Source organism: Synechococcus sp. MIT S1220 (genome assembly GCF_047303025.1).
GTDB lineage: Bacteria > Cyanobacteriota > Cyanobacteriia > PCC-6307 > Cyanobiaceae > Parasynechococcus.
On record NZ_CP138939.1, the window covers coordinates 1,217,828 to 1,234,716 of the forward strand.

Below are 16,889 nucleotides of genomic sequence, written 5' to 3' on the forward strand. Positions count from 1 at the left end.
TTACATCATCCCTGGCATACCCATGCCACCCATTCCTGGCATGCCCATGCCACCCATGCCACCCATTCCTGGCATGCCCATGCCACCCATTCCGCCCATGCCGCCCATGGGATCGCCGCCGCCTTCCGGGGCTGGAGCAGGAGGTTCGGGTTTGTCAGCGATGACAACCTCAGTGGTGATCAGCAGTGAGGCAATGGACACGGCATCCTGAACCGCGAGTCGAACCACCTTGGCTGCATCCACGATCCCGGATGCCATCAGATCTTCAAAGCTTCCTGTCATGGCATTGAAACCCTTTCCAGTGGAACGCATTTCAGCGATAACTACATCGCCATTGCGTCCAGCATTGGTGGCGATCTGATGAACAGGTGCCAGCAACGCGCGCTGGACGATTTCAACGCCTGTGCGTTGATCGCCGCTCAGCTCGGACTTGAGATCGTCCAATCCATCTGAAAGCTGCTGCAAGGTGCTGCCGCCTCCGGGAACGATGCCTTCTTCAACGGCAGCACGGGTCGCGTTCAGTGCATCCTCGATGCGAAGTTTCCGGTTTTTCAGTTCTGTTTCTGTGGGCGCACCGACCTTGATGACCGCAACTCCGCCCGCAAGCTTCGCAATGCGCTCGCTCAGTTTCTCCCGGTCGTATTCCGATTCCGTGGCTTCGAGTTCACGTCTGATCGATGCAACGCGTTCTGCAACATCGTCCCTGTTGTCATCAGTCGCAACGATGGTGGTGTTCTCCTTGCTGATCGTGATCCGGCGGGCTTTACCGAGATCGCCCAGGGTCACCTTGTCGAGCGTCATGGCTCGGTCTTCACTGATCAGCGTTCCACCGGTGAGGATCGCAATATCCGCAAGGGCCGCTTTGCGGCGTTCCCCAAACGAGGGAGCCCGCACCGCTGACACCTGAAGCACGCCGCGGTTCTTGTTGACAACGAGGGTGGCCAGCGCTTCACCCTCCACTTCTTCGGCCAGGATCAGCAGGGGTGTGCCACTGCTCTGCACCGCTTCCAGCACAGGAACCAGGTCGGTAACCGTACTGATCTTCCTGTCGGTGAGAAGGATGAGGGGATTTTCGAATTCGCAGATCTGACGCTCTGTATCCGTCACGAAGTACGGCGAGCTGTAGCCACGGTCGAAAGCCATCCCCTCGGTGACTTCAAGCTCGGTCGCAAGAGATTTTGACTCTTCAACGGTGATGACCCCATCAACACTGACGCGGTCCATCGCTTCAGTGACCATCTGTCCAACTTCCTCATCACCACCGGCACTGACCGTGGCGACTTGGCGAATTGCATCCCCTGCAACGCTTTGACTGCGCTGTTCCAAACCATTGACCACCCACACCACGGCTTTTTCCATGCCGCGACGCAGCTCAACAGGGCTTGCGCCAGCAGCGGTATTGCGAAGTCCTTCCCTAACCATGGCTTGAGCGAGAACCGTGGCGGTGGTTGTGCCATCACCGGCCTTGTCCTTCGTTTTGGAAGCCACCTGTTGAATCAGCTTGGCGCCCAGATTCTCGAACGGATCATCAAGTTCGATCTCCTTGGCGATGGTGTCTCCATCGTTAACGATGTCTGGTGCACCGAATTTCTTTTCGAGCACCACGTTGCGGCCGCGCGGGCCAATCGTGACGCGCACAGCATCGGCAAGAGCGTCAACACCCCGCTCAAGTGAACTGCGGGAATCGTCTGAAAACGCTAGAAGTTTGGCCATGATCGCGGGTCACCCGCATTTCACTGTCCCACAGTGGATGGGTCTTCGAGGAGAGGGGAAATGGTGGTGAAAGCCGAATGGAATGACTCCAGCGATGTCGCTTCAGCACAGGCTGATTAACGTCACGTCATGACCGACTCAGGCGCCCTTTTCTTTGTCCTGATGGCCGGCTTGGCGGCGACGATGGCCCTGGTTTATGTGCCGCTGAGGATCTTTTTGACTGCCACCGCTCGTAGTCGAAGACTGCGTCTCCTGCAGCGCATCCGTCGCTTGAGAGAAGAGCTGGCTCAACCGCTTGACACCTGAACAACGCGAACCGCTTGATCGCTGTCTTCAGGCCATCACCATCCCACCATCGACCTGAATCACCTGCCCTGTGATGTAGGAGGCGGCTGAATCCGCTGCCAGAAAGCGCACGACTCCAGCGACCTGCTCTTGGGTTCCGAAGCTTCCGAGTGGAATGTCTCTGAGAATGGTGTCTGCGTCCAGATCCTTGGTCATATCGGTCGCGATGAAACCCGGAGCCACGGCATTGACCGTGATGCCACGACTGGCAAGTTCCTTGGCCGTCGTTCGGGTGAGCCCGATCACTCCGGCCTTGGCTGCGGCGTAATTGGCCTGGCCGGCGTTCCCAATCAGTCCGACGACGGAGGTGATGTTGATAATTCTGCCGCTTTTCTGTTTGAGCATCGGTCTGGCAACCGCCCGGCTGCAGAGGAAAACACCGGTGAGATTGAGATCAATCACCGACTGCCAGTCGTTTGTTTTCATCCGCATCATCAAGCCGTCGCGGGTGATGCCCGCATTGTTCACAAGCACATCCAGCCGGCCACTGCGTTCTAGAACCGTTTTGATCAGTCGGTCGACGTCCTCTTCCAGGGCGACGTTGGCCTGCAGTGCATAAGCCTTCCCGCCTTCTCCCTGGATGGAATGGACCACGTCTTCAGCCGCAGTGGCGGAACTTGAGTAGTTGACGACCACCTCTGCTCCTGCCTCAGCGAGGGCCAGGGCTACCGCCCGTCCGATTCCACGTCCCCCACCAGTGACCAAGGCGGTCTGGCCGGCGAGGGAAGTCGGGGAGGTCATGAACGGTCTGGAGCTCGCAGGATCGTAGGGATCCGTCGATTCCGTCTCAACCCTGCATGACCTCGATGGTGTCGACGGCGTCCCCGAGCAGTTCTTGAAAGACCACCAGTTGCTTCTTGGTGCCCAGAACGATCAGCAGCTGTCCAGGCCCAAGTTGCATCTCTCCACCCGGATTGGCGATCAGGTGGTCTCGATCCCGGATCGCCAAGACCATGGCTCCACTGAGACGGCCCAGCTCAAGCTCTGCGAGGGTTCTTCCTTGCACCATGCGCAGATCTTCAGGGGCCTGACTCAGTTGAAATTCCTCGATCTCAAAATCTGAACCCGAGAGGAGATCCATGAAATTGACCGCCAGCGGCCGCAGCGCGGACGCCGCCATCACCCGCCCTCCGGCCACATAGGGGCTGACCACAACGCTGGCTCCGGCAAGCCGAAGTTTCGAGGCCGCCTCGCTGCTGTTCGAGCGAGCGATCAGACGGCAGTCGGAGCGAAGTCCGCGGGCACTCAGAACCACATAGAGATTGGAGGCGTCTCCAGGCAGGGCGACGACCAGGCTGCGACAGCGTTCCAGGCCAGCATCAATGAGGGTCTCATCCAGGGTGGCGTCCGCCTGCAGGACCTTGAGCCCATTCGCTTCCGCCACAGTCCGACGGGTCGGGTCTGTTTCGATCACCACAAGCGGCACAGCATCCTTCTGGAGTTGGGAGGCGATTTCCTGTCCCATGCGTCCATATCCGCAGAGGATCACGTGATCCCGCATGGTTTGCAGCATTCGTTGAAGACCATGCTCCCGTAAACGGTGGAAGTAGCCCGAATCCGTGAGCCCCAGCACGCGCTGGATCGAAAGCTGAACGACTAGCAAGCCTCCAACCACGATCAGGATCGTGACCAGTCGGCCCTCGGGGGAAAGAGGCTCCACCTCGCCGTAGCCGATGGTGCTGATCGTGATCAGCACCATCCACAGACAGTCGCCCAGATCCCAGCCCTCGGTTAGGCGATAGCCCGCTGCACCTCCAACAATCACCGTTGTTAAGGCTGCGACCGGGCCTCTCCAGGGGGCGAGCAGGATCTGCACCTGGCGACTGGAATAGTTGCGCCGCTTGTTGGTGCCTTGCCTGTGGCTGCGCCCTCGGCTGTGGCTGCGCCCTCGGCTGTGGCTGCGCCCTTTGTTGTTCCTTCTCCGTCCTCGCCCGAGCATTTGTCCAGATCAGAAGCCCAGGGCATTCAGCACGTCGTCTTCACTGAGGTTTCTGAGGGGGGTCTCACCACCCAATGAACGGATCTCCGGCCGCTGCGGTAATGCTGAGGATGCTGTGCCGAGGGCCACAAGGGGTATTCCGTTGTAAACCGCCAGGAGTTGGGTCAGCGGACAGCTGCTCAACACCACATCGGCGCAGGCGACGGCAGCAGCACGTTCCCGCAACGTCGGAACTTCCACCTCCAATTGCACGCAACGCAATCCCTCCAATCGGGACTGAACGGACTGCGGAAGAGAGGCCCACCGCTCCGCTGGCCAGTCATCAGTGTTGCCATTGGGAGCGAGTAGCAGCAGGGGGCCGTTGCCGGAGGGATGACTGGAACGGACCTTCTCTAAATCGCCGGCCGCTAAAGAGAGTCTGAAGGCATTGGCATCCAGATCAAGCCCAAGTGGTTTCAGCCAGCTGCCCAGACGTTGGGCCGACCAGCCTTCGGCGTCCTCAACGCATGCTGTGGCTGCGAAACCGGAACGCGCGACTCGGGTCGGGATCCGACTCATCGCGAGCATCAGATTCACCTGAGCGCCGTCCACGAAATTGAGACAAACCTCGAAATCAGGCTCACGGACACATCCCAGCAGGTTGGCCCAGTCGGCCAGTGCCGGACTGGCGTCGAAATTGATCGGGATGCATTTCTCCGTGGAGGCCAACAGGTCCCAGACCTGCTTGCAGCTAGGGTCGCAAGCCACTTGAAGCTTTGCTCCCAGCTTGTGGCAGATTCCGGCCATGGCCGGTAGCCGTTCAAGCTGGCGTTGAAGCGAACCCGGGCTGAGAGCAAGAACTCGCATCGAACCGCCGCATGACGCGTCTGAACTGATTTTATGGAGGGCGTTTCCGCCTGCTTGCGGCAGGAGTCGCTTGTGCATCTGTTGATCGCCGCTGCGGGTAGCGGGCGTCGGATGGGTGGGGATCGCAACAAGCTCCTGCTCTCGATCGCTGGGCGGCCCGTCCTCGCTTGGACCCTGGAGGCGGCGCTTGCCGCGAACCGGATCCAATGGATCGGTCTTGTTGGTCAGGAGATCGATCGCGAGGACATCCTCTGCCTCGTGCCCACAACAGTGAAACCGGTGGAGTGGATCCAGGGGGGCAGGACCCGTCAGGAGTCAGTTCAGCGTGGTCTGGCGGCCTTGCCTAGGGATGCGGAGCATGTACTGATTCATGACGGCGCTCGCTGTCTTGCGGAACCATCCCTGTTCGACCGCTGTGCGGATGGGGTGGCGAAGGGTGAAGCCCTGATCGCGGCGACGGCAGTCACAGACACGATCAAGCGCGTCGATGCTGCGGGGATCATCACCGCTACTCCGGACCGGTCCGAGCTTTGGGCTGCCCAGACGCCGCAGGGGTTTCAGGTTGCACAGCTTCGGAGAGGTCATGTTGAAGCCCAGGATCAGGGCTGGAGCGTCACCGACGATGCTTCTCTTTACGAACGTCTTGGCTGGCCCGTGAAGGTGTTGGATGCGGGCCCTTCCAATATCAAGGTGACCACTCCCTTTGATCTGGTTGTTGCGGAGGCGGTTCTCGCTCTCAGATCATCAGACTGAGCTCGCCCCGATCACCATCCAAACGGGCCAGTCGTCCCAGGGGAAGAGCCGCATTCCCCGGACGATGACCGACGGGAAGTTCGAACACTCTTGGAATGCCGAGGTCGGTGGTCCGTTCGCGGATCACCGCCTCGGTGTCGAACCCCGATGCGTCTGGAACATCTGCATCGCCGCATCCCTCGAAGTTGCCGAAACCAATGCCTCCCAGCTTTTGCAGCTCCCCGCAGAGGCGCCAGTGGGTGAGCATCCGGTCCAGGCGATAGGGCGCTTCCCCCACATCCTCGAGGATGAGAATGGCGCCATGAAGGTCAGGCAGATGGCGCGATCCCAGCAAGTGGGTGGCCACCGTCAAATTGGCAACGATGAGCGGCCCTGTGGCCACGCCTCCCCCTTGGCCCTCTCCGTACAGATTTTTAAGTGGATCGCCGAAGAGGAGGTTCCGCAACCGCTCCTGACTCCAGGACGGCTCCTTGGAGAGGGTGGTGAGCATCGGCCCGTGCACGCTGCCGTCAAAACCTGCTCTGAGACGAGCCCAGAGCAGGGCGGTGACATCTGAGAATCCGAGCAACCAGCCAGGTTGCCATCGCAGCGGTCCCTCGAGGAGTCGTGCCGCTCCCCACCCTCCCCGGGCGCAGGCCAGCAACGGCGCTGAAGTTTCAAGGTCGTTCCGGCGTTGGTCGTCCGTACCGGCGAGATAACCCCAGTAGCGATCGATGCCATGAGCCGGCAGGCAATCGAGTCCCCAGCTTTTCAGGATCGCCAAACCCTCCTGCAGTCGTTCCGGGTTGGCGAGAGCTGAACTCGCTGCGACTGGGGCCACGGCATCCCCTGCCTGCAGAGGACGCGCGAGAGGAGGTGACGGCATCACAGCCCCCTGGTGAGCATCAACCCGAACAGCATCAGCGCACCGATCTGGACCTGACGGCTGAAATGCAGGCCGAAGGTCGCCATCGATGCTTCGGCGTGGCGGATTGGGTTGCAGCTGGTCTGCATCAGGACCGAAGCCAGTAGCCAGAACGGCCAGAACATCGGGCCGATCGATGCCGTCCATGCTGCAGAAGCCAAGAAAACGGCAACCAGCAAGTAACAAATCCGCACGGTTGGTACCACTGCTGCACCCAGCGTCAGAGCACTGCTGCGCAGCCCGAGGGATGCGTCGTCCCTGCGGTCAGCCATGGCATAGACCGTGTCGAAGCCAAAGGTCCACAACAACGTGGCCAACCAACAGCAGATCAATGGTGTGGTGGCGGTCAGATTCCCTTCAGAAGCAGCCCAGGGAATCAGAACGGCAAACCCCCAGCAGACTGCCAGCACGGCCTGGGGAAACGGAAACCAACGTTTGGCAGAGGGATAAAGAAGGATGGGAGGGAGTGCAGCGCTCGCCAAAAACAAACAGATCGTTAAACGATCTGATGGAAGGCTGATCACCACCAGCAAACTAACGATCAAAAATCCGATCAAGAGCATCACGGCCGTGCTTACCCGGATTGATCCACGGGCCAGTGGTCTGCTTTTGGTGCGTTCCACCTGACGGTCGATCCGGCGGTCCCAAAGATCATTTGCGATGCAGCCAGCACCACTCACGGCGACACCGCCAAGAACGATCTGCAGCAACAACGTCCACGCGGGGGGTGCGGATGGCGCCAGCCAGAGTGCCCATCCCGCCGGGATGAGAAGGATCAGACGTCCTGTCGGCTTGTTCCAGCGCAACAAGGCAATCCAAGGCTGAGCGGAGATGGTCCGGGTGGTAGCTGTCACGACGGCTCAGGTTTGAAGAACCCTAGTCATCGTCTGGACTTTGCGGATGCAGATGGCAGAGTGGTCGTCCTCGGTGTCGAACAGCCGATGCTGAATGTTGAGTCCGCTGCACAAGCATCGAAGCAAGCGAAGGCTATGGCGGATTCGTTCGCCCTGGCAGATGGTGCACAGCTGCGCCGGATTGCCGCGATTGATATCGGAACGAATTCAACCCACCTGCTGGTGGCAACAGTCAATACGAGCCTTAGGACGTTTCGGATTGATCAGGCGGAGAAGTCGACGACCCGCCTTGGCGAGCGCGATCCGGAGACCGGTGAGCTCAGTGAAGCCGCAATGCAAAGGGGCTATGAAACGCTGCGGCGCTTTATGGATCTCGCCGCAAGCCATCAGGTTGAGCAGGTTGTAACAGCGGCGACCAGTGCGGTCCGTGAGGCCCCCAACGGTCGGCAGTATTTGCAAAGGATCAAGGACGACCTTGGAATCGAGGTCGATCTGGTCAGCGGTCCGGAGGAGGCGCGGCTGATTTATCTGGGTGTGCTGTCCGGAATGTCCTTTGGGGATCGTCCCCACCTGCTTCTTGATATCGGTGGGGGTTCAACAGAGCTGATCCTTGCTGATGGTCGTGACGCCAGGGCGCTCACCAGCACGCGCGTCGGAGCGGTGCGGCTGCAGCGCGATTTCGTGAAGGATGATCCGATCCCCCCTCAGAGACGAGCTTTTCTCAAAGCGTTCATTCAGGGGTCATTGGAACCCGCTGTCGACAAAGTGCATCGGCGGATCAAGCCTGGTGAAATCCCCGTTCTGGTAGCCACGAGTGGCACAGCGATGGCGATTGGTGCCTTGGCAGCCAGTGAGGAGGAGCGGCCGCCGATGCGAATGCACGGTTATCGGATCTCACGGCAACGTCTTGATCGTGTCGTTGAGAAGTTGGTCGGGATGACGCCTGAACAACGCCGCCAACTCGGAGCCATCAACGACAGGCGTGCCGAAATTATTGTTCCCGGTGCTCTGATCCTTCAGACCACCATGCAAATGCTCGGGGTCGATGAACTGGTGCTCAGCGAGCGGGCGCTGCGTGAGGGGTTGATCGTCGACTGGATGTTGCGCCATGGCTTCCTGGAGGATCGTTTCAGCTTCCAGAGCAGTATTCGTCAGCGCACCGTGATCCACCAGGTCCAGCGGTTCGCAGTCAATCAGCGACGGGCAGAACGCGTGGCGACGCACGCCTTGACCCTCTACGACAACACCTATGGAGTGATGCACCACGACACCGGTGCAGGACGTGATCTTCTCTGGGCTGCAGCCATGCTCCATGCCTGCGGCCAGCACATCAATTTGAGTGCCTACCACAAGCATTCTTGGTATCTCATCAGGCATGGGGAGCTGCTCGGATATTCCGAAGCGGAGCACCTGATGGTTGCGGCAATTGCGCGTTATCACCGCCGCAGCTTGCCCAAGAAGCGTCATGAGTCATGGCAGGCGATTGGTACCAGGGAGCACCGGCGCCTGGTGGGGGAGATGGCACTTTTGCTGAGGTTGTCGGCAGCAATCGATCGCCGACCCGAGCCAGTCGTGTCACAGCTGGCGGTGATGGCTTCCCCAGGAAAAGTTCAACTTGACCTCATCCCTGAACGCCGTAATCAGAATCTCAGCCTTGAACAGTGGAGTTTGGAAAGCTGCAGAGATGTTGTGCGAGACGCTTCGGGGGTGAAGTTGATCGTCACTGTTCAGGGATGAGCTGACGCCAGCCCACTTCATGGATGGCACCAATGGATCGAGGTTGTTCGTCAGAGATATTCACCATGACCAGATCGGGCCTGCCGGCAAGAATTTCAACGGAGGCCGGCTCGTCAATGGTGATGGGCTGATCGAGGGTCCCTTGAAATTCGATCGTGCCCTCCCTCCGCAGAGCGATCCAACTGGGTTCCACGCTGCTGATCTGGACGGTTGATTCCTGGACTGGTATCGAAGTCGTTTCGGTGGGAGCTGATGCGGTGGGAGTTGATTCGGTGGGAGCTGATGCCGATGGGGTTGGCTCTGATTCGATTGCTGTGGTCGTCGGGGCAGGTTCTTGCACCAGTTGCAGATCATGTCCTGCCTGGATTTGCCAAATCAGCAACCCTGCCCCACCAGACAAAATCAAAACGGGCAGAACCCATCGCTTCGAGGATGGACGGCTCTTGTTTGGTCGCTTGTTCCTAAGAGGCTGGTGGGGTGGAGAGATGGCCTTGAACTGTGCTGCTGGCAGGTGCTGCTGCGTCGTCCCAAGCTGTTCCACCAGCGAATCAGCATCGAGCCGGAGATGGGAGGCGAGACGTCGCACCATGGCGCGAACGAACACCGGTTCAGGCAATTGATCGCGGCGAGCGGCTTCGAGGGCCCTGAGCTGTTCAACACCCATGTGGAGTGAAGAGGCAAGGGCTTCAGCGCTCAATCCATGGCTCTCACGTGCGTCACGAATCTGTTGCCCAACATGGACAAGGCCATCATCTGTTTCGACGGACTGTTGTGACTTCAGTTGTTTGTCCTTGGCAGCCATCGACAAGGAAAGCTGATCAAACCTGTTTAGAAAATACTGGGTTTTTGGTAATTTGACTGAATCGAATGTTTCCCTAGCTTGTTTGTAACCAGCCAGATGAGAAAGTGTTTGATCAGATGGGCGATACTGGATTCGAACCAGTGACCCCTTCCGTGTGAAGGAAGTGCGCTACCACTGTGCTAATCGCCCGCACAGATCGATCTTAAACCACAGCAACTCAGCTTTTTGGGCGAAACAGATGGTCGTGCTCTGGAGAATAAAGCTTTGATCGTTGCTCCCCTTGCACGAGAGCTGGGCTCACGATGTACAACGTTGTGCGGATCAGATTTCTCTCCAGGCTTGTCTGAGCCATCGCATGAAGCGGCACGATTGATATCCATTCATCAGGCCAGCTGACCCGGTGGGCGATCGCTACAGGAGTATCCGGTGGGTAGGAGTTGAGCAACGTCTGTTGTACGTCCTGGACATGCCTAGCACTCAGATAAAGGCAAAGACTTGAACGGAGAGAGGCAAGGCGGTCAAGTTCCTCTGTTTCAGGAATGCCTGTGCGCCCACCAGCGCGACTCAGCACAATTGTTTGGACCAGCCCGGGAATGGTGAGTTCTCTGTTCAGGGTCGCTGCAGCTGCTTGATAGGCACTGATTCCTGGAATTACTTCCACTGGAAGATCTGCATCGTTGAGAGCACAGATCTGTTCATTGATTGCGCTGTAAAGCGCTGTATCACCATCGTGCAGCCGCACGACCCGTTTCCCTTGTTGATGACCGTTGATCAGGTGAGGAACCACCTTTTCGAGGGTGAGCGTGCTAGTTCGAACGCGTTCACAGTTTTCCGGAGCGAGATCAAGAATTCCAGGGCAAACCAAGGAGTCTGTCCAGACAAGAAGATCGGCCTGTTTGAGTCGTTCGGCGGCACGAAGTGTGAGCAGATCAGGCGCGCCAGGACCTGCTCCAACGAAGGAAATTGGAAAACTCAACGGATTTGCGCAGGATCAGGTAACTCTTGTCGTTTGCCGTAAAGCCAAGCCAGACCGGCCACACCGGCGAACGCCAGCATTGCGCTCATGAGCTGGGCGATTCTTAGGCCTCCTTCACAGGCTGGTGGCAGGGAACCAATACAGAGAGGATCAATCCTCAGACCCTCGATCCATACCCTTCCGAGGCTGTAGCCGATCAAATAGAAGCAACTGATCGCACCAGAGGGAAGGGAAATGAAACCTTTCATTCCCCGACGAAACAGGATTAAGAGAACGAGAAAAAGAACAAAATTCCAGATTGATTCGTAGAGAAAAGTGGGATGAAAAAATTGTGAATCGGCGTAGACATTTGGTCTGTCTTGATCGGGAATAAAAAGCTTCCATGGGAGATCGGTGGGCACACCGAAAGCCTCCGAATTGAAGAAGTTTCCCCAGCGGCCGATCGCTTGTCCCAAGGCGACAGATGGGACGAGAACATCGAGTACATCCCAAAAGGGTTGGCGTCTCCAACGGCAGAACAGAATCAGCATCAGTGTTCCCGCGATCAGCGCGCCATGGATGGCAATTCCACCTTCCCAAATCAAAAAGGCCCTGGGAATTGGAACTTTCAACCAGAACAGATTCAGTTGAGACCAAAAATTGGCCCCTGAGTAGTTGTGCCACTCAAAGGCCACGTAATAAAGACGAGCACCACTGATAGCTGCTAAGACGAGCAGAGGCAAAAGATCACTGATCAGTCCGGTTTCAAGGTTCCTAGAGCGACCAAGACGACTGGACAAAACAAGGCCGATCAGAACTGCTGCGGCAATCAGCAGTCCATACCATCGGATCGTGAAAGGGCCCAGAGCCAGAAGCTCTGGGCCCGGCGAAGTGAACATCCGCTCAGAAACCCTCTGCAGCCTGGACTTTCTCGAATTGCTTCTTCTTCAGAACAAGCATGATCTGAGCAATGGCTACAGCTGCGAAGAATGCAAGCAGGCCATAGATCCGAACGGGATTCTGCAGAACAACCTCAGCATCCACCTGACCGAAACCGCCAACGTTCGGATCATCGGTCAACGGAGTTCCTGCTTCGATGCTGTCCCCTGTTTTGACCAACAGTACCGGGCCAACGGGAACTGTTTCGGTGGCGGTTTCACCGTCGTTGGTATCGATTGTGATCACGCTCGCGCCATTCTCACCATCCTCAATGGAGCTGATGGTTCCACTTGCAGGAGCAGTGAAGATGGTGTTGTTCGATTTCTCACCGGTGGGGTACACCTGGCCACGGCCACGATTTCCACCAACATGTATTTGATATTTGCCGAAATGGATATTGCTGTCTTTGTTTGGATCGGGTGAAAGCACTGGGAAAACAATTTCCTGATGCTGATCACCAGGGATTGGACCCACTAGAAGGATATTGGGCTGTTCATCGCTGTATTGGCTGAAGAAAACTCCTTCGGTTTCCTCTTTGATCTCATCGGTCCAGCGATCCTGCGGTGCAAGGGTGAAACCGTCAGGAAGCATCACCACCGCTCCAACCTGAAGGGGCACTTCACTGCCATCAGCCCCGATTTCCTTGAGGTCATTCTGGTAAGGGACCTTGACGCTGGCCTTGAAAACGCTGTCCGGCAAGACGGCCTGGGGCACTTCAGCCTGGGTGAGTTTTTGAGCCAGGTGGCAGTTGGCGCAGACAATTTTGCCGGTCGCTTCACGAGGGCTGTCGTAGTTCTGCTGAGCCCAGAACGGATAGGCCCAGCTCGCGGATGGAGCAATCAGAACGGCAAGGCCGAGAACCAGCGATCCGATGAGGAGAGAAAGATGGCGACGCATGGAACGGAGTGGTGAATGGGGTGAGCGATGAGACAGTCGGTCAGGCCCACCAGGGCTTGTCGCCCGTGCGGAAATCGGTGTCGGTCCACTGGCTGACAAAGACGTTGTCATCCTCAACGTTCACGTTCGCCAGAGCCAGAGAGAGCGGTGCAGGGCCACGGACGACCTTGCCGGTAGCGTCGTACTGGCTGCCATGGCAAGGGCACATGAATTTGTTGGCGCCGCTGTTCCAGGGCACAACGCAGCCGAGGTGGGTGCAGATGGCGTTGATTCCGTAGCTGCCGATGGCGTCTTCGCCCTCCACAATCAGGTAGGTGGGGTCACCTTTGAGTCCCTGCACCAGGCTTCGATCACCCTCGGGATGGCTGGACAACCAGCCACTCGCCGTAACGGGATTCCCCAGTTCATCCTTGGCACTGGTTCCTCCTCCGCTTCCAGCGGCACGAGGGGGGATGAAGTAGTTGACAACTGGATAGAGGGCTCCGAGGGCGACACCTGTCACCGAACCGAAGGTCAGCAGATTCATGAACTGCCGACGACCCATTCCGGGCACATCGCTCGAGGAAAGTTGGGTCATGGCCGACGTTCATCCAGCACGCATTGGCAGCCATTATGGACGCTTAAGTGCCTGTCACGCTTTGCAACGACTGGCCTTTTGCTGCTCCGGCTCCGCTGAATCTGTGCTTGAAATCACACCTGACCCGATCGCTCCCCCCCTTGCGGTGGATGAGGTGATCACCTGCCTAAGAGAACGCTGGCACGCGACTTACGACCTCCAGCTTGTGGTTCGAAGAAGGCGTCTCTACTTACAGGTGATGTGGGCTTATCTCGAGCAACAGTCCTTTCCGATGAACGCCGAGGAGTATCGGGTGCACTTGGCAGAGGTGCTTGATGTTGTAAATCGTCTTGGTCTGGCTGGAGATGTGCGCAAATGGCTTTCTTCCACCCGGGACAAGCCACGCTTGGGGAAGGCCCTCAGTCTTCATCTTGAAGTTCAAGGGCCAGAGGCTGAAGGCCTGCTCAGGGAGTTCCTGGTTTGAGGTTTTCCGCTAAGGCGACTAGTGCAACACCAATCAGGAAGAGTGCTGTGATCGCCCCTCCCAGCAAGAGCATGGTGATCGGATCCGTTGATGGGGTTAGCACAGCACCAGCCAGCGCAGAACTCAGTACGACCCAGCGCCAGGCTCCGAGCATGGTGCGCCATCGCACCAGACCAAGCGCCCCAAGCAGCAGTTGCAGGACGGGCAGTTGAAAGGCAAGGCCCGTTGCAAGCATCAGCAGCAGAACAAAGTCCAAATACCGCTCGATCGACCACAACGGTTCCACCACATCGGCCCCGTAACTCACCAGAAAACGCAGTGCGGCGGGAATCAGAGCCCACCACGCGAACACCAATCCTGCAAGGAACAGCACCGCTGATCCGGCGACTGCAGGGGCGATCAGGCGTCGCTCACGCAGGGTGAGTCCGGGCAGAACGAAGGCAAGAACTTGAAAAAGGACGTATGGGAGGGCGAGGGTCAGACCGGTGTAGCCGGCAACCTTGAAGGAGACGAAGAGGAATTCCCCTGGGGCCAGTTGCAGAAAGTGAATGCCCTGGGCAGGGGCCTCAAGCATCCGCACCAGCGGTTTCACGGCCACGAGACTGACACCGGCACCGATGACCACCGCCAGAAGACTGCGCAGAACGCGTTGTCGTAGTTCCTCCAGGTGGTCAACCAGAGGCATCTCCACTTCATTGGGCAGCTCAGGGTCTCCCGGGGGGCGACCGATGCGGATCGGTGGAGGTGGCTTCAGGGCTGGACCGTCAGGCTGATCGGACACGGGGGTAGAACACGGAAACGAAACGTGGGCGACGGTCGGGCGTGAATGCCCGTAGAGATCAGGCTAGGAGCCTTCCAGATGCAAGCTGTGCTTCGGCGCGGTCTGGTTCGCCCCAGCGGATTTCCCCGCCGCGATGCCGCACGGTTCCAGGGCCTGTACCGGCAATGCGTTGGAGTTGGTCAGTGGGCACCATCACTACAGGAACTCGGATGTTGCCCTTGGCCCTGCTGAAATGTGCAGCGAGGTCGGCCGCGATCTGGAGGTCTGCATCCTCTGCCAATCCACTGGATGCTTTGAGCACGACATGGCTGCCGGGGCACTCCTGAGCATGGAACCAGAGGTCCCCACTGCAAGCCTGGCGCAGACTGATCCAGTCGTTCTGACGATGATTGCGACCCACCTGCAGCCGTAGTCCTCCAGGACTGATCAGCTCCAGTGGTTGGGGGTGTCCAGTTGATGCCTCCCTCCGTTTTCGCTCTCGCCGTCCCCCGCTTGGGCTGAGGAGATCGCCACACTCGCTGCGCAGGTCCTGCAGAGCCTTAATCCGTGCCGAAGCGTTTTCCCATCCAGCTCCATACAGATCATCAATGAAGGTTTCACTTCCTTCGATCAATGAGAGCCGTTGTTTGTGATGTTCAATCCTCTCCTTCAGCACAGCAACGGATCGGCGCATTTTGCGCGCCTTTTGATAGAGCTTCTGGGCACGGTCAATCTGCTCACGATCTGGATTCGGCAGACATAGGAGTGCATCGGCTTCACGCTGGAGTTCGTTGCAGTTGCTGGTTGAGGAGAGGCGCATCTCCTGTTCATTCAGATACTGCGTTTCCTTCTCTCGCCAGCGGCTCAGTCGCTGCCTCACTTCGCCTGTCAGGCGATCAAGGGCGCGCTGATTCAGGCCTTTCTGATACCAGTCACCCAGTTGAAGTGCGAGCTGATTGTTGTCTGATGGGCTGTCTCCCCAAACCTGATATTCGGTTTGGTTCAGGAATTGCAGGCTGAAACACTCCCGATTCAGACAGTCCAGCCAGAGCATCCAGCGCTGGTGAAGGGTCTCCCAGGTTGTGCGGTCGAGTTCCTGGACAGGTCGGTGAAGGTTGGAACCGGCCAGTTGCCGGACCAGCGGTGGGCTTATCCCTTGATAGGTCTGCTGAAGGGCCTTTTTCAGCGAGAGGGGAAGAAGTGTGAGTCGCTCCCGCCAACGTTGATAGCTCTCATGCTGCTCCGGTGGTTGGCCCTGCAGGGACGGTGGTGGCGTGTAGAAGTCCCCGGTCCCGATTGGCCGAACGCGAGATTGGTGATCTCTGACCTGACGGCCAAGGGCGATGATCTGACGCTGAGCATCCAGCAGCAGCATGTTGCTGTGCCGACCCATCAGTTCAAGGACAAGGGTGCGCTGGATGACTTCGCCAGGCCGCGCTGCGAACCGGAACTCCACAACACGTTCAAATCCAGCCTGGTGAAGTTCGACCAGGGCCAGCTGCCTGAGGCTGTGCTGCAACTGCTGGGCCAGGGTGCTTCCTGCTCCCTGGCGTTCGGGTGGCTTGACCTGCACGAGCCTTGGAGCATCGGCCTGCCAGCTCAGTTCGACCCAAACCATGCCTCGGAGGGTGCGCAGGCCCATCTGCAGGGTTTGTGGGTCTGGCTGTTGCGCCTTCTCGAACCGACTCGGCAGCGCGCTCTGTCGCAGGTTCTTCAGCACCGCCCGCAGGGTGGTGAGATCCATCAGCTGAAGGGTTGCCGTGGTCGTCACTCGATGCTCATGGGCCTTCCTACTCTGCTGGGCCAGCGACAAGCAGCGATGACCGGCAGCAAAGGCCGTCTCACCGTCATCACGGGCCCCAGTGGTGTCGGCAAGGGAACCCTCGTGGCAAGGATGCTGGATCGCCATCCTGAAATTTGGCTCTCTGTTTCAGCGACCACCCGTGCCCCTCGGGCCGGTGAGGTGGAGGGGCAAAGCTATTTCTTCAAAAGCAAGGAGGCTTTCGCCGCTCTAGTTGACGGTGGTGGTTTGCTTGAGTGGGCCGAATTTGCGGGACATTGCTATGGCACCCCTCGTGAACCCGTCAGCGATCGGTTAAGTCTTGGCTTGCCGGTGTTGCTTGAGATTGAACTTGAGGGGGCGCGCCAAGTTCGCCGAAGCCTCCCTGATGCATTTCAGATTTTTCTTGCACCACCCAACTTTGAAGTGTTGGAACAACGCATTCGTGGGCGAGGTACGGAATCAGAAGAAGCGATTCAGAAACGTTTGAGAACAGCAGAACAGGAACTGTTGGCTCAGGGTGAGTTCGATGCTGTTGTTGTTAATGACGTCCTCGACAATGCCCTGTGTTCATTGGAGCAGCTAATGGGATTCTTGAACTCTCAATAAGCCATGAAAAAAGCCC

18 protein-coding genes and 1 tRNA gene are annotated in these 16,889 nt (G+C 58.2%); 5 read left to right on the forward strand and 14 right to left on the reverse strand.

Features of this window, described 5'->3' with window-relative positions; translation table 11 throughout:
• Nucleotides 1-1,713 carry a chaperonin GroEL gene (gene groL, locus SIB64_RS05965; protein ID WP_413442353.1) on the reverse strand — a complete coding sequence of 571 codons (1,713 nt, stop codon included), beginning with the start codon at nucleotides 1,711-1,713 and terminating at the stop codon, nucleotides 1-3.
• Between the two features lie 129 nt (nucleotides 1,714-1,842).
• Between groL and SIB64_RS05970 the strand changes: the two genes are divergently transcribed.
• Nucleotides 1,843-2,019 carry a hypothetical protein gene (locus tag SIB64_RS05970; RefSeq protein WP_413442354.1) on the forward strand — a complete coding sequence of 59 codons (177 nt, stop codon included), beginning with the start codon at nucleotides 1,843-1,845 and terminating at the stop codon, nucleotides 2,017-2,019.
• 27 nt (nucleotides 2,020-2,046) lie between these two features.
• Here the strand turns inward: SIB64_RS05970 and fabG are convergent, their stop codons facing one another.
• The 3 genes from fabG to SIB64_RS05985 are packed head-to-tail and all read right to left on the reverse strand — an operon-like array spanning nucleotide 2,047 to nucleotide 4,843.
• Entirely contained in the window at nucleotides 2,047-2,799 is a 753-nt protein-coding gene (gene fabG / locus SIB64_RS05975) for a 3-oxoacyl-[acyl-carrier-protein] reductase (RefSeq protein ID WP_413442355.1), read from the reverse strand.
• 46 nt (nucleotides 2,800-2,845) lie between these two features.
• Complete coding sequence (locus SIB64_RS05980; RefSeq protein WP_413442356.1) at nucleotides 2,846-3,997, reverse strand: potassium channel family protein; 1,152 nt, start codon at nucleotides 3,995-3,997, stop codon at nucleotides 2,846-2,848.
• Nucleotides 3,998-4,006: 9 nt separating this feature from the next.
• A complete protein-coding gene (locus SIB64_RS05985) occupies nucleotides 4,007-4,843 on the reverse strand; it encodes a glycosyltransferase family 9 protein (protein ID WP_413442357.1) in 837 nt (278 codons plus the stop codon).
• Nucleotides 4,844-4,915: 72 nt separating this feature from the next.
• Between SIB64_RS05985 and ispD the strand changes: the two genes are divergently transcribed.
• Entirely contained in the window at nucleotides 4,916-5,596 is a 681-nt protein-coding gene (ispD, locus tag SIB64_RS05990) for a 2-C-methyl-D-erythritol 4-phosphate cytidylyltransferase (protein ID WP_413442899.1), read from the forward strand.
• Here ispD and SIB64_RS05995 read toward each other — a convergent pair.
• Together SIB64_RS05995 and SIB64_RS06000 are read right to left on the reverse strand one after the other, a co-directional pair.
• On the reverse strand, nucleotides 5,580-6,461 hold the full coding sequence (locus SIB64_RS05995; protein ID WP_413442900.1) for a S66 peptidase family protein: 882 nt from the start codon (nucleotides 6,459-6,461) through the stop codon (nucleotides 5,580-5,582). The genes ispD and SIB64_RS05995 overlap by 17 nt on opposite strands.
• Nucleotides 6,461-7,354 carry a 4-hydroxybenzoate polyprenyltransferase gene (locus tag SIB64_RS06000; protein ID WP_413442358.1) on the reverse strand — a complete coding sequence of 298 codons (894 nt, stop codon included), beginning with the start codon at nucleotides 7,352-7,354 and terminating at the stop codon, nucleotides 6,461-6,463. Before SIB64_RS06000 ends, SIB64_RS05995 begins: the two co-directional genes overlap by 1 nt.
• A gap of 135 nt (nucleotides 7,355-7,489) precedes the next feature.
• Between SIB64_RS06000 and SIB64_RS06005 the strand changes: the two genes are divergently transcribed.
• Nucleotides 7,490-9,091: a Ppx/GppA phosphatase family protein gene (locus tag SIB64_RS06005; protein ID WP_413442901.1), complete on the forward strand. Its 1,602-nt coding sequence runs from the start codon at nucleotides 7,490-7,492 to the stop codon at nucleotides 9,089-9,091.
• Here SIB64_RS06005 and SIB64_RS06010 read toward each other — a convergent pair.
• The 6 genes from SIB64_RS06010 to petC all read right to left on the reverse strand — a co-directional run bounded on the left by SIB64_RS06010 (nucleotide 9,075) and on the right by petC (nucleotide 13,261).
• On the reverse strand, nucleotides 9,075-9,893 hold the full coding sequence (locus SIB64_RS06010) for a helix-turn-helix domain-containing protein (protein WP_413442359.1): 819 nt from the start codon (nucleotides 9,891-9,893) through the stop codon (nucleotides 9,075-9,077). The genes SIB64_RS06005 and SIB64_RS06010 overlap by 17 nt on opposite strands.
• Before the next feature lie 117 nt (nucleotides 9,894-10,010).
• Nucleotides 10,011-10,082: transfer RNA gene (locus tag SIB64_RS06015), tRNA-Val, on the reverse strand.
• A 28-nt stretch (nucleotides 10,083-10,110) separates the two neighbouring features.
• On the reverse strand, nucleotides 10,111-10,869 hold the full coding sequence (cobM, locus tag SIB64_RS06020; protein WP_413442360.1) for a precorrin-4 C(11)-methyltransferase: 759 nt from the start codon (nucleotides 10,867-10,869) through the stop codon (nucleotides 10,111-10,113).
• Nucleotides 10,866-11,747 (reverse strand): prolipoprotein diacylglyceryl transferase, encoded by an 882-nt coding sequence (lgt, locus tag SIB64_RS06025; RefSeq protein WP_413442361.1) that lies wholly within the window; start codon nucleotides 11,745-11,747, stop codon nucleotides 10,866-10,868. The genes cobM and lgt overlap by 4 nt, the downstream gene beginning before the upstream one ends.
• A gap of 4 nt (nucleotides 11,748-11,751) precedes the next feature.
• On the reverse strand, nucleotides 11,752-12,684 hold the full coding sequence (petA, locus tag SIB64_RS06030) for a cytochrome f (RefSeq protein WP_413442902.1): 933 nt from the start codon (nucleotides 12,682-12,684) through the stop codon (nucleotides 11,752-11,754).
• 40 nt (nucleotides 12,685-12,724) lie between these two features.
• Entirely contained in the window at nucleotides 12,725-13,261 is a 537-nt protein-coding gene (petC, locus tag SIB64_RS06035) for a cytochrome b6-f complex iron-sulfur subunit (protein ID WP_413442362.1), read from the reverse strand.
• 103 nt (nucleotides 13,262-13,364) lie between these two features.
• Between petC and SIB64_RS06040 the strand changes: the two genes are divergently transcribed.
• Nucleotides 13,365-13,724, forward strand: coding sequence for a DUF3067 family protein (locus SIB64_RS06040; protein WP_413442903.1), 360 nt, complete (start codon nucleotides 13,365-13,367; stop codon nucleotides 13,722-13,724).
• Here the strand turns inward: SIB64_RS06040 and tatC are convergent.
• Nucleotides 13,705-14,415: a twin-arginine translocase subunit TatC gene (tatC, locus tag SIB64_RS06045; protein WP_413442904.1), complete on the reverse strand. Its 711-nt coding sequence runs from the start codon at nucleotides 14,413-14,415 to the stop codon at nucleotides 13,705-13,707. The genes SIB64_RS06040 and tatC overlap by 20 nt on opposite strands.
• A gap of 148 nt (nucleotides 14,416-14,563) precedes the next feature.
• Complete coding sequence (locus tag SIB64_RS06050) at nucleotides 14,564-16,228, reverse strand: NFACT family protein (RefSeq protein ID WP_413442905.1); 1,665 nt, start codon at nucleotides 16,226-16,228, stop codon at nucleotides 14,564-14,566.
• Between the two features lie 36 nt (nucleotides 16,229-16,264).
• Between SIB64_RS06050 and gmk the strand changes: the two genes are divergently transcribed.
• Nucleotides 16,265-16,873, forward strand: coding sequence for a guanylate kinase (gmk, locus tag SIB64_RS06055; protein ID WP_413442363.1), 609 nt, complete (start codon nucleotides 16,265-16,267; stop codon nucleotides 16,871-16,873).
• The last annotated feature ends 16 nt before the right edge of the window (nucleotides 16,874-16,889 follow it).

Bases quoted from the DNA above. Each gene is read 5' to 3' on its own strand.
- groL (WP_413442353.1), bottom strand. From the start codon at position 1,713: ATGGCCAAACTTCTAGCGTTTTCAGACGATTCCCGCAGTTCACTTGAG.
- SIB64_RS05970 (WP_413442354.1), top strand. From the start codon at position 1,843: ATGACCGACTCAGGCGCCCTTTTCTTTGTCCTGATGGCCGGCTTGGCG.
- SIB64_RS05980 (WP_413442356.1), bottom strand. From the start codon at position 3,997: ATGCTCGGGCGAGGACGGAGAAGGAACAACAAAGGGCGCAGCCACAGC.
- fabG (WP_413442355.1), bottom strand. From the start codon at position 2,799: ATGACCTCCCCGACTTCCCTCGCCGGCCAGACCGCCTTGGTCACTGGT.
- SIB64_RS06005 (WP_413442901.1), top strand. From the start codon at position 7,490: ATGGCGGATTCGTTCGCCCTGGCAGATGGTGCACAGCTGCGCCGGATT.
- SIB64_RS06050 (WP_413442905.1), bottom strand. From the start codon at position 16,228: ATGGATCTCACCACCCTGCGGGCGGTGCTGAAGAACCTGCGACAGAGC.
- SIB64_RS05985 (WP_413442357.1), bottom strand. From the start codon at position 4,843: ATGCGAGTTCTTGCTCTCAGCCCGGGTTCGCTTCAACGCCAGCTTGAA.
- petC (WP_413442362.1), bottom strand. From the start codon at position 13,261: ATGACCCAACTTTCCTCGAGCGATGTGCCCGGAATGGGTCGTCGGCAG.
- gmk (WP_413442363.1), top strand. From the start codon at position 16,265: ATGGGCCTTCCTACTCTGCTGGGCCAGCGACAAGCAGCGATGACCGGC.
- lgt (WP_413442361.1), bottom strand. From the start codon at position 11,747: ATGTTCACTTCGCCGGGCCCAGAGCTTCTGGCTCTGGGCCCTTTCACG.
- petA (WP_413442902.1), bottom strand. From the start codon at position 12,684: ATGCGTCGCCATCTTTCTCTCCTCATCGGATCGCTGGTTCTCGGCCTT.
- SIB64_RS06010 (WP_413442359.1), bottom strand. From the start codon at position 9,893: ATGGCTGCCAAGGACAAACAACTGAAGTCACAACAGTCCGTCGAAACA.
- SIB64_RS05995 (WP_413442900.1), bottom strand. From the start codon at position 6,461: ATGCCGTCACCTCCTCTCGCGCGTCCTCTGCAGGCAGGGGATGCCGTG.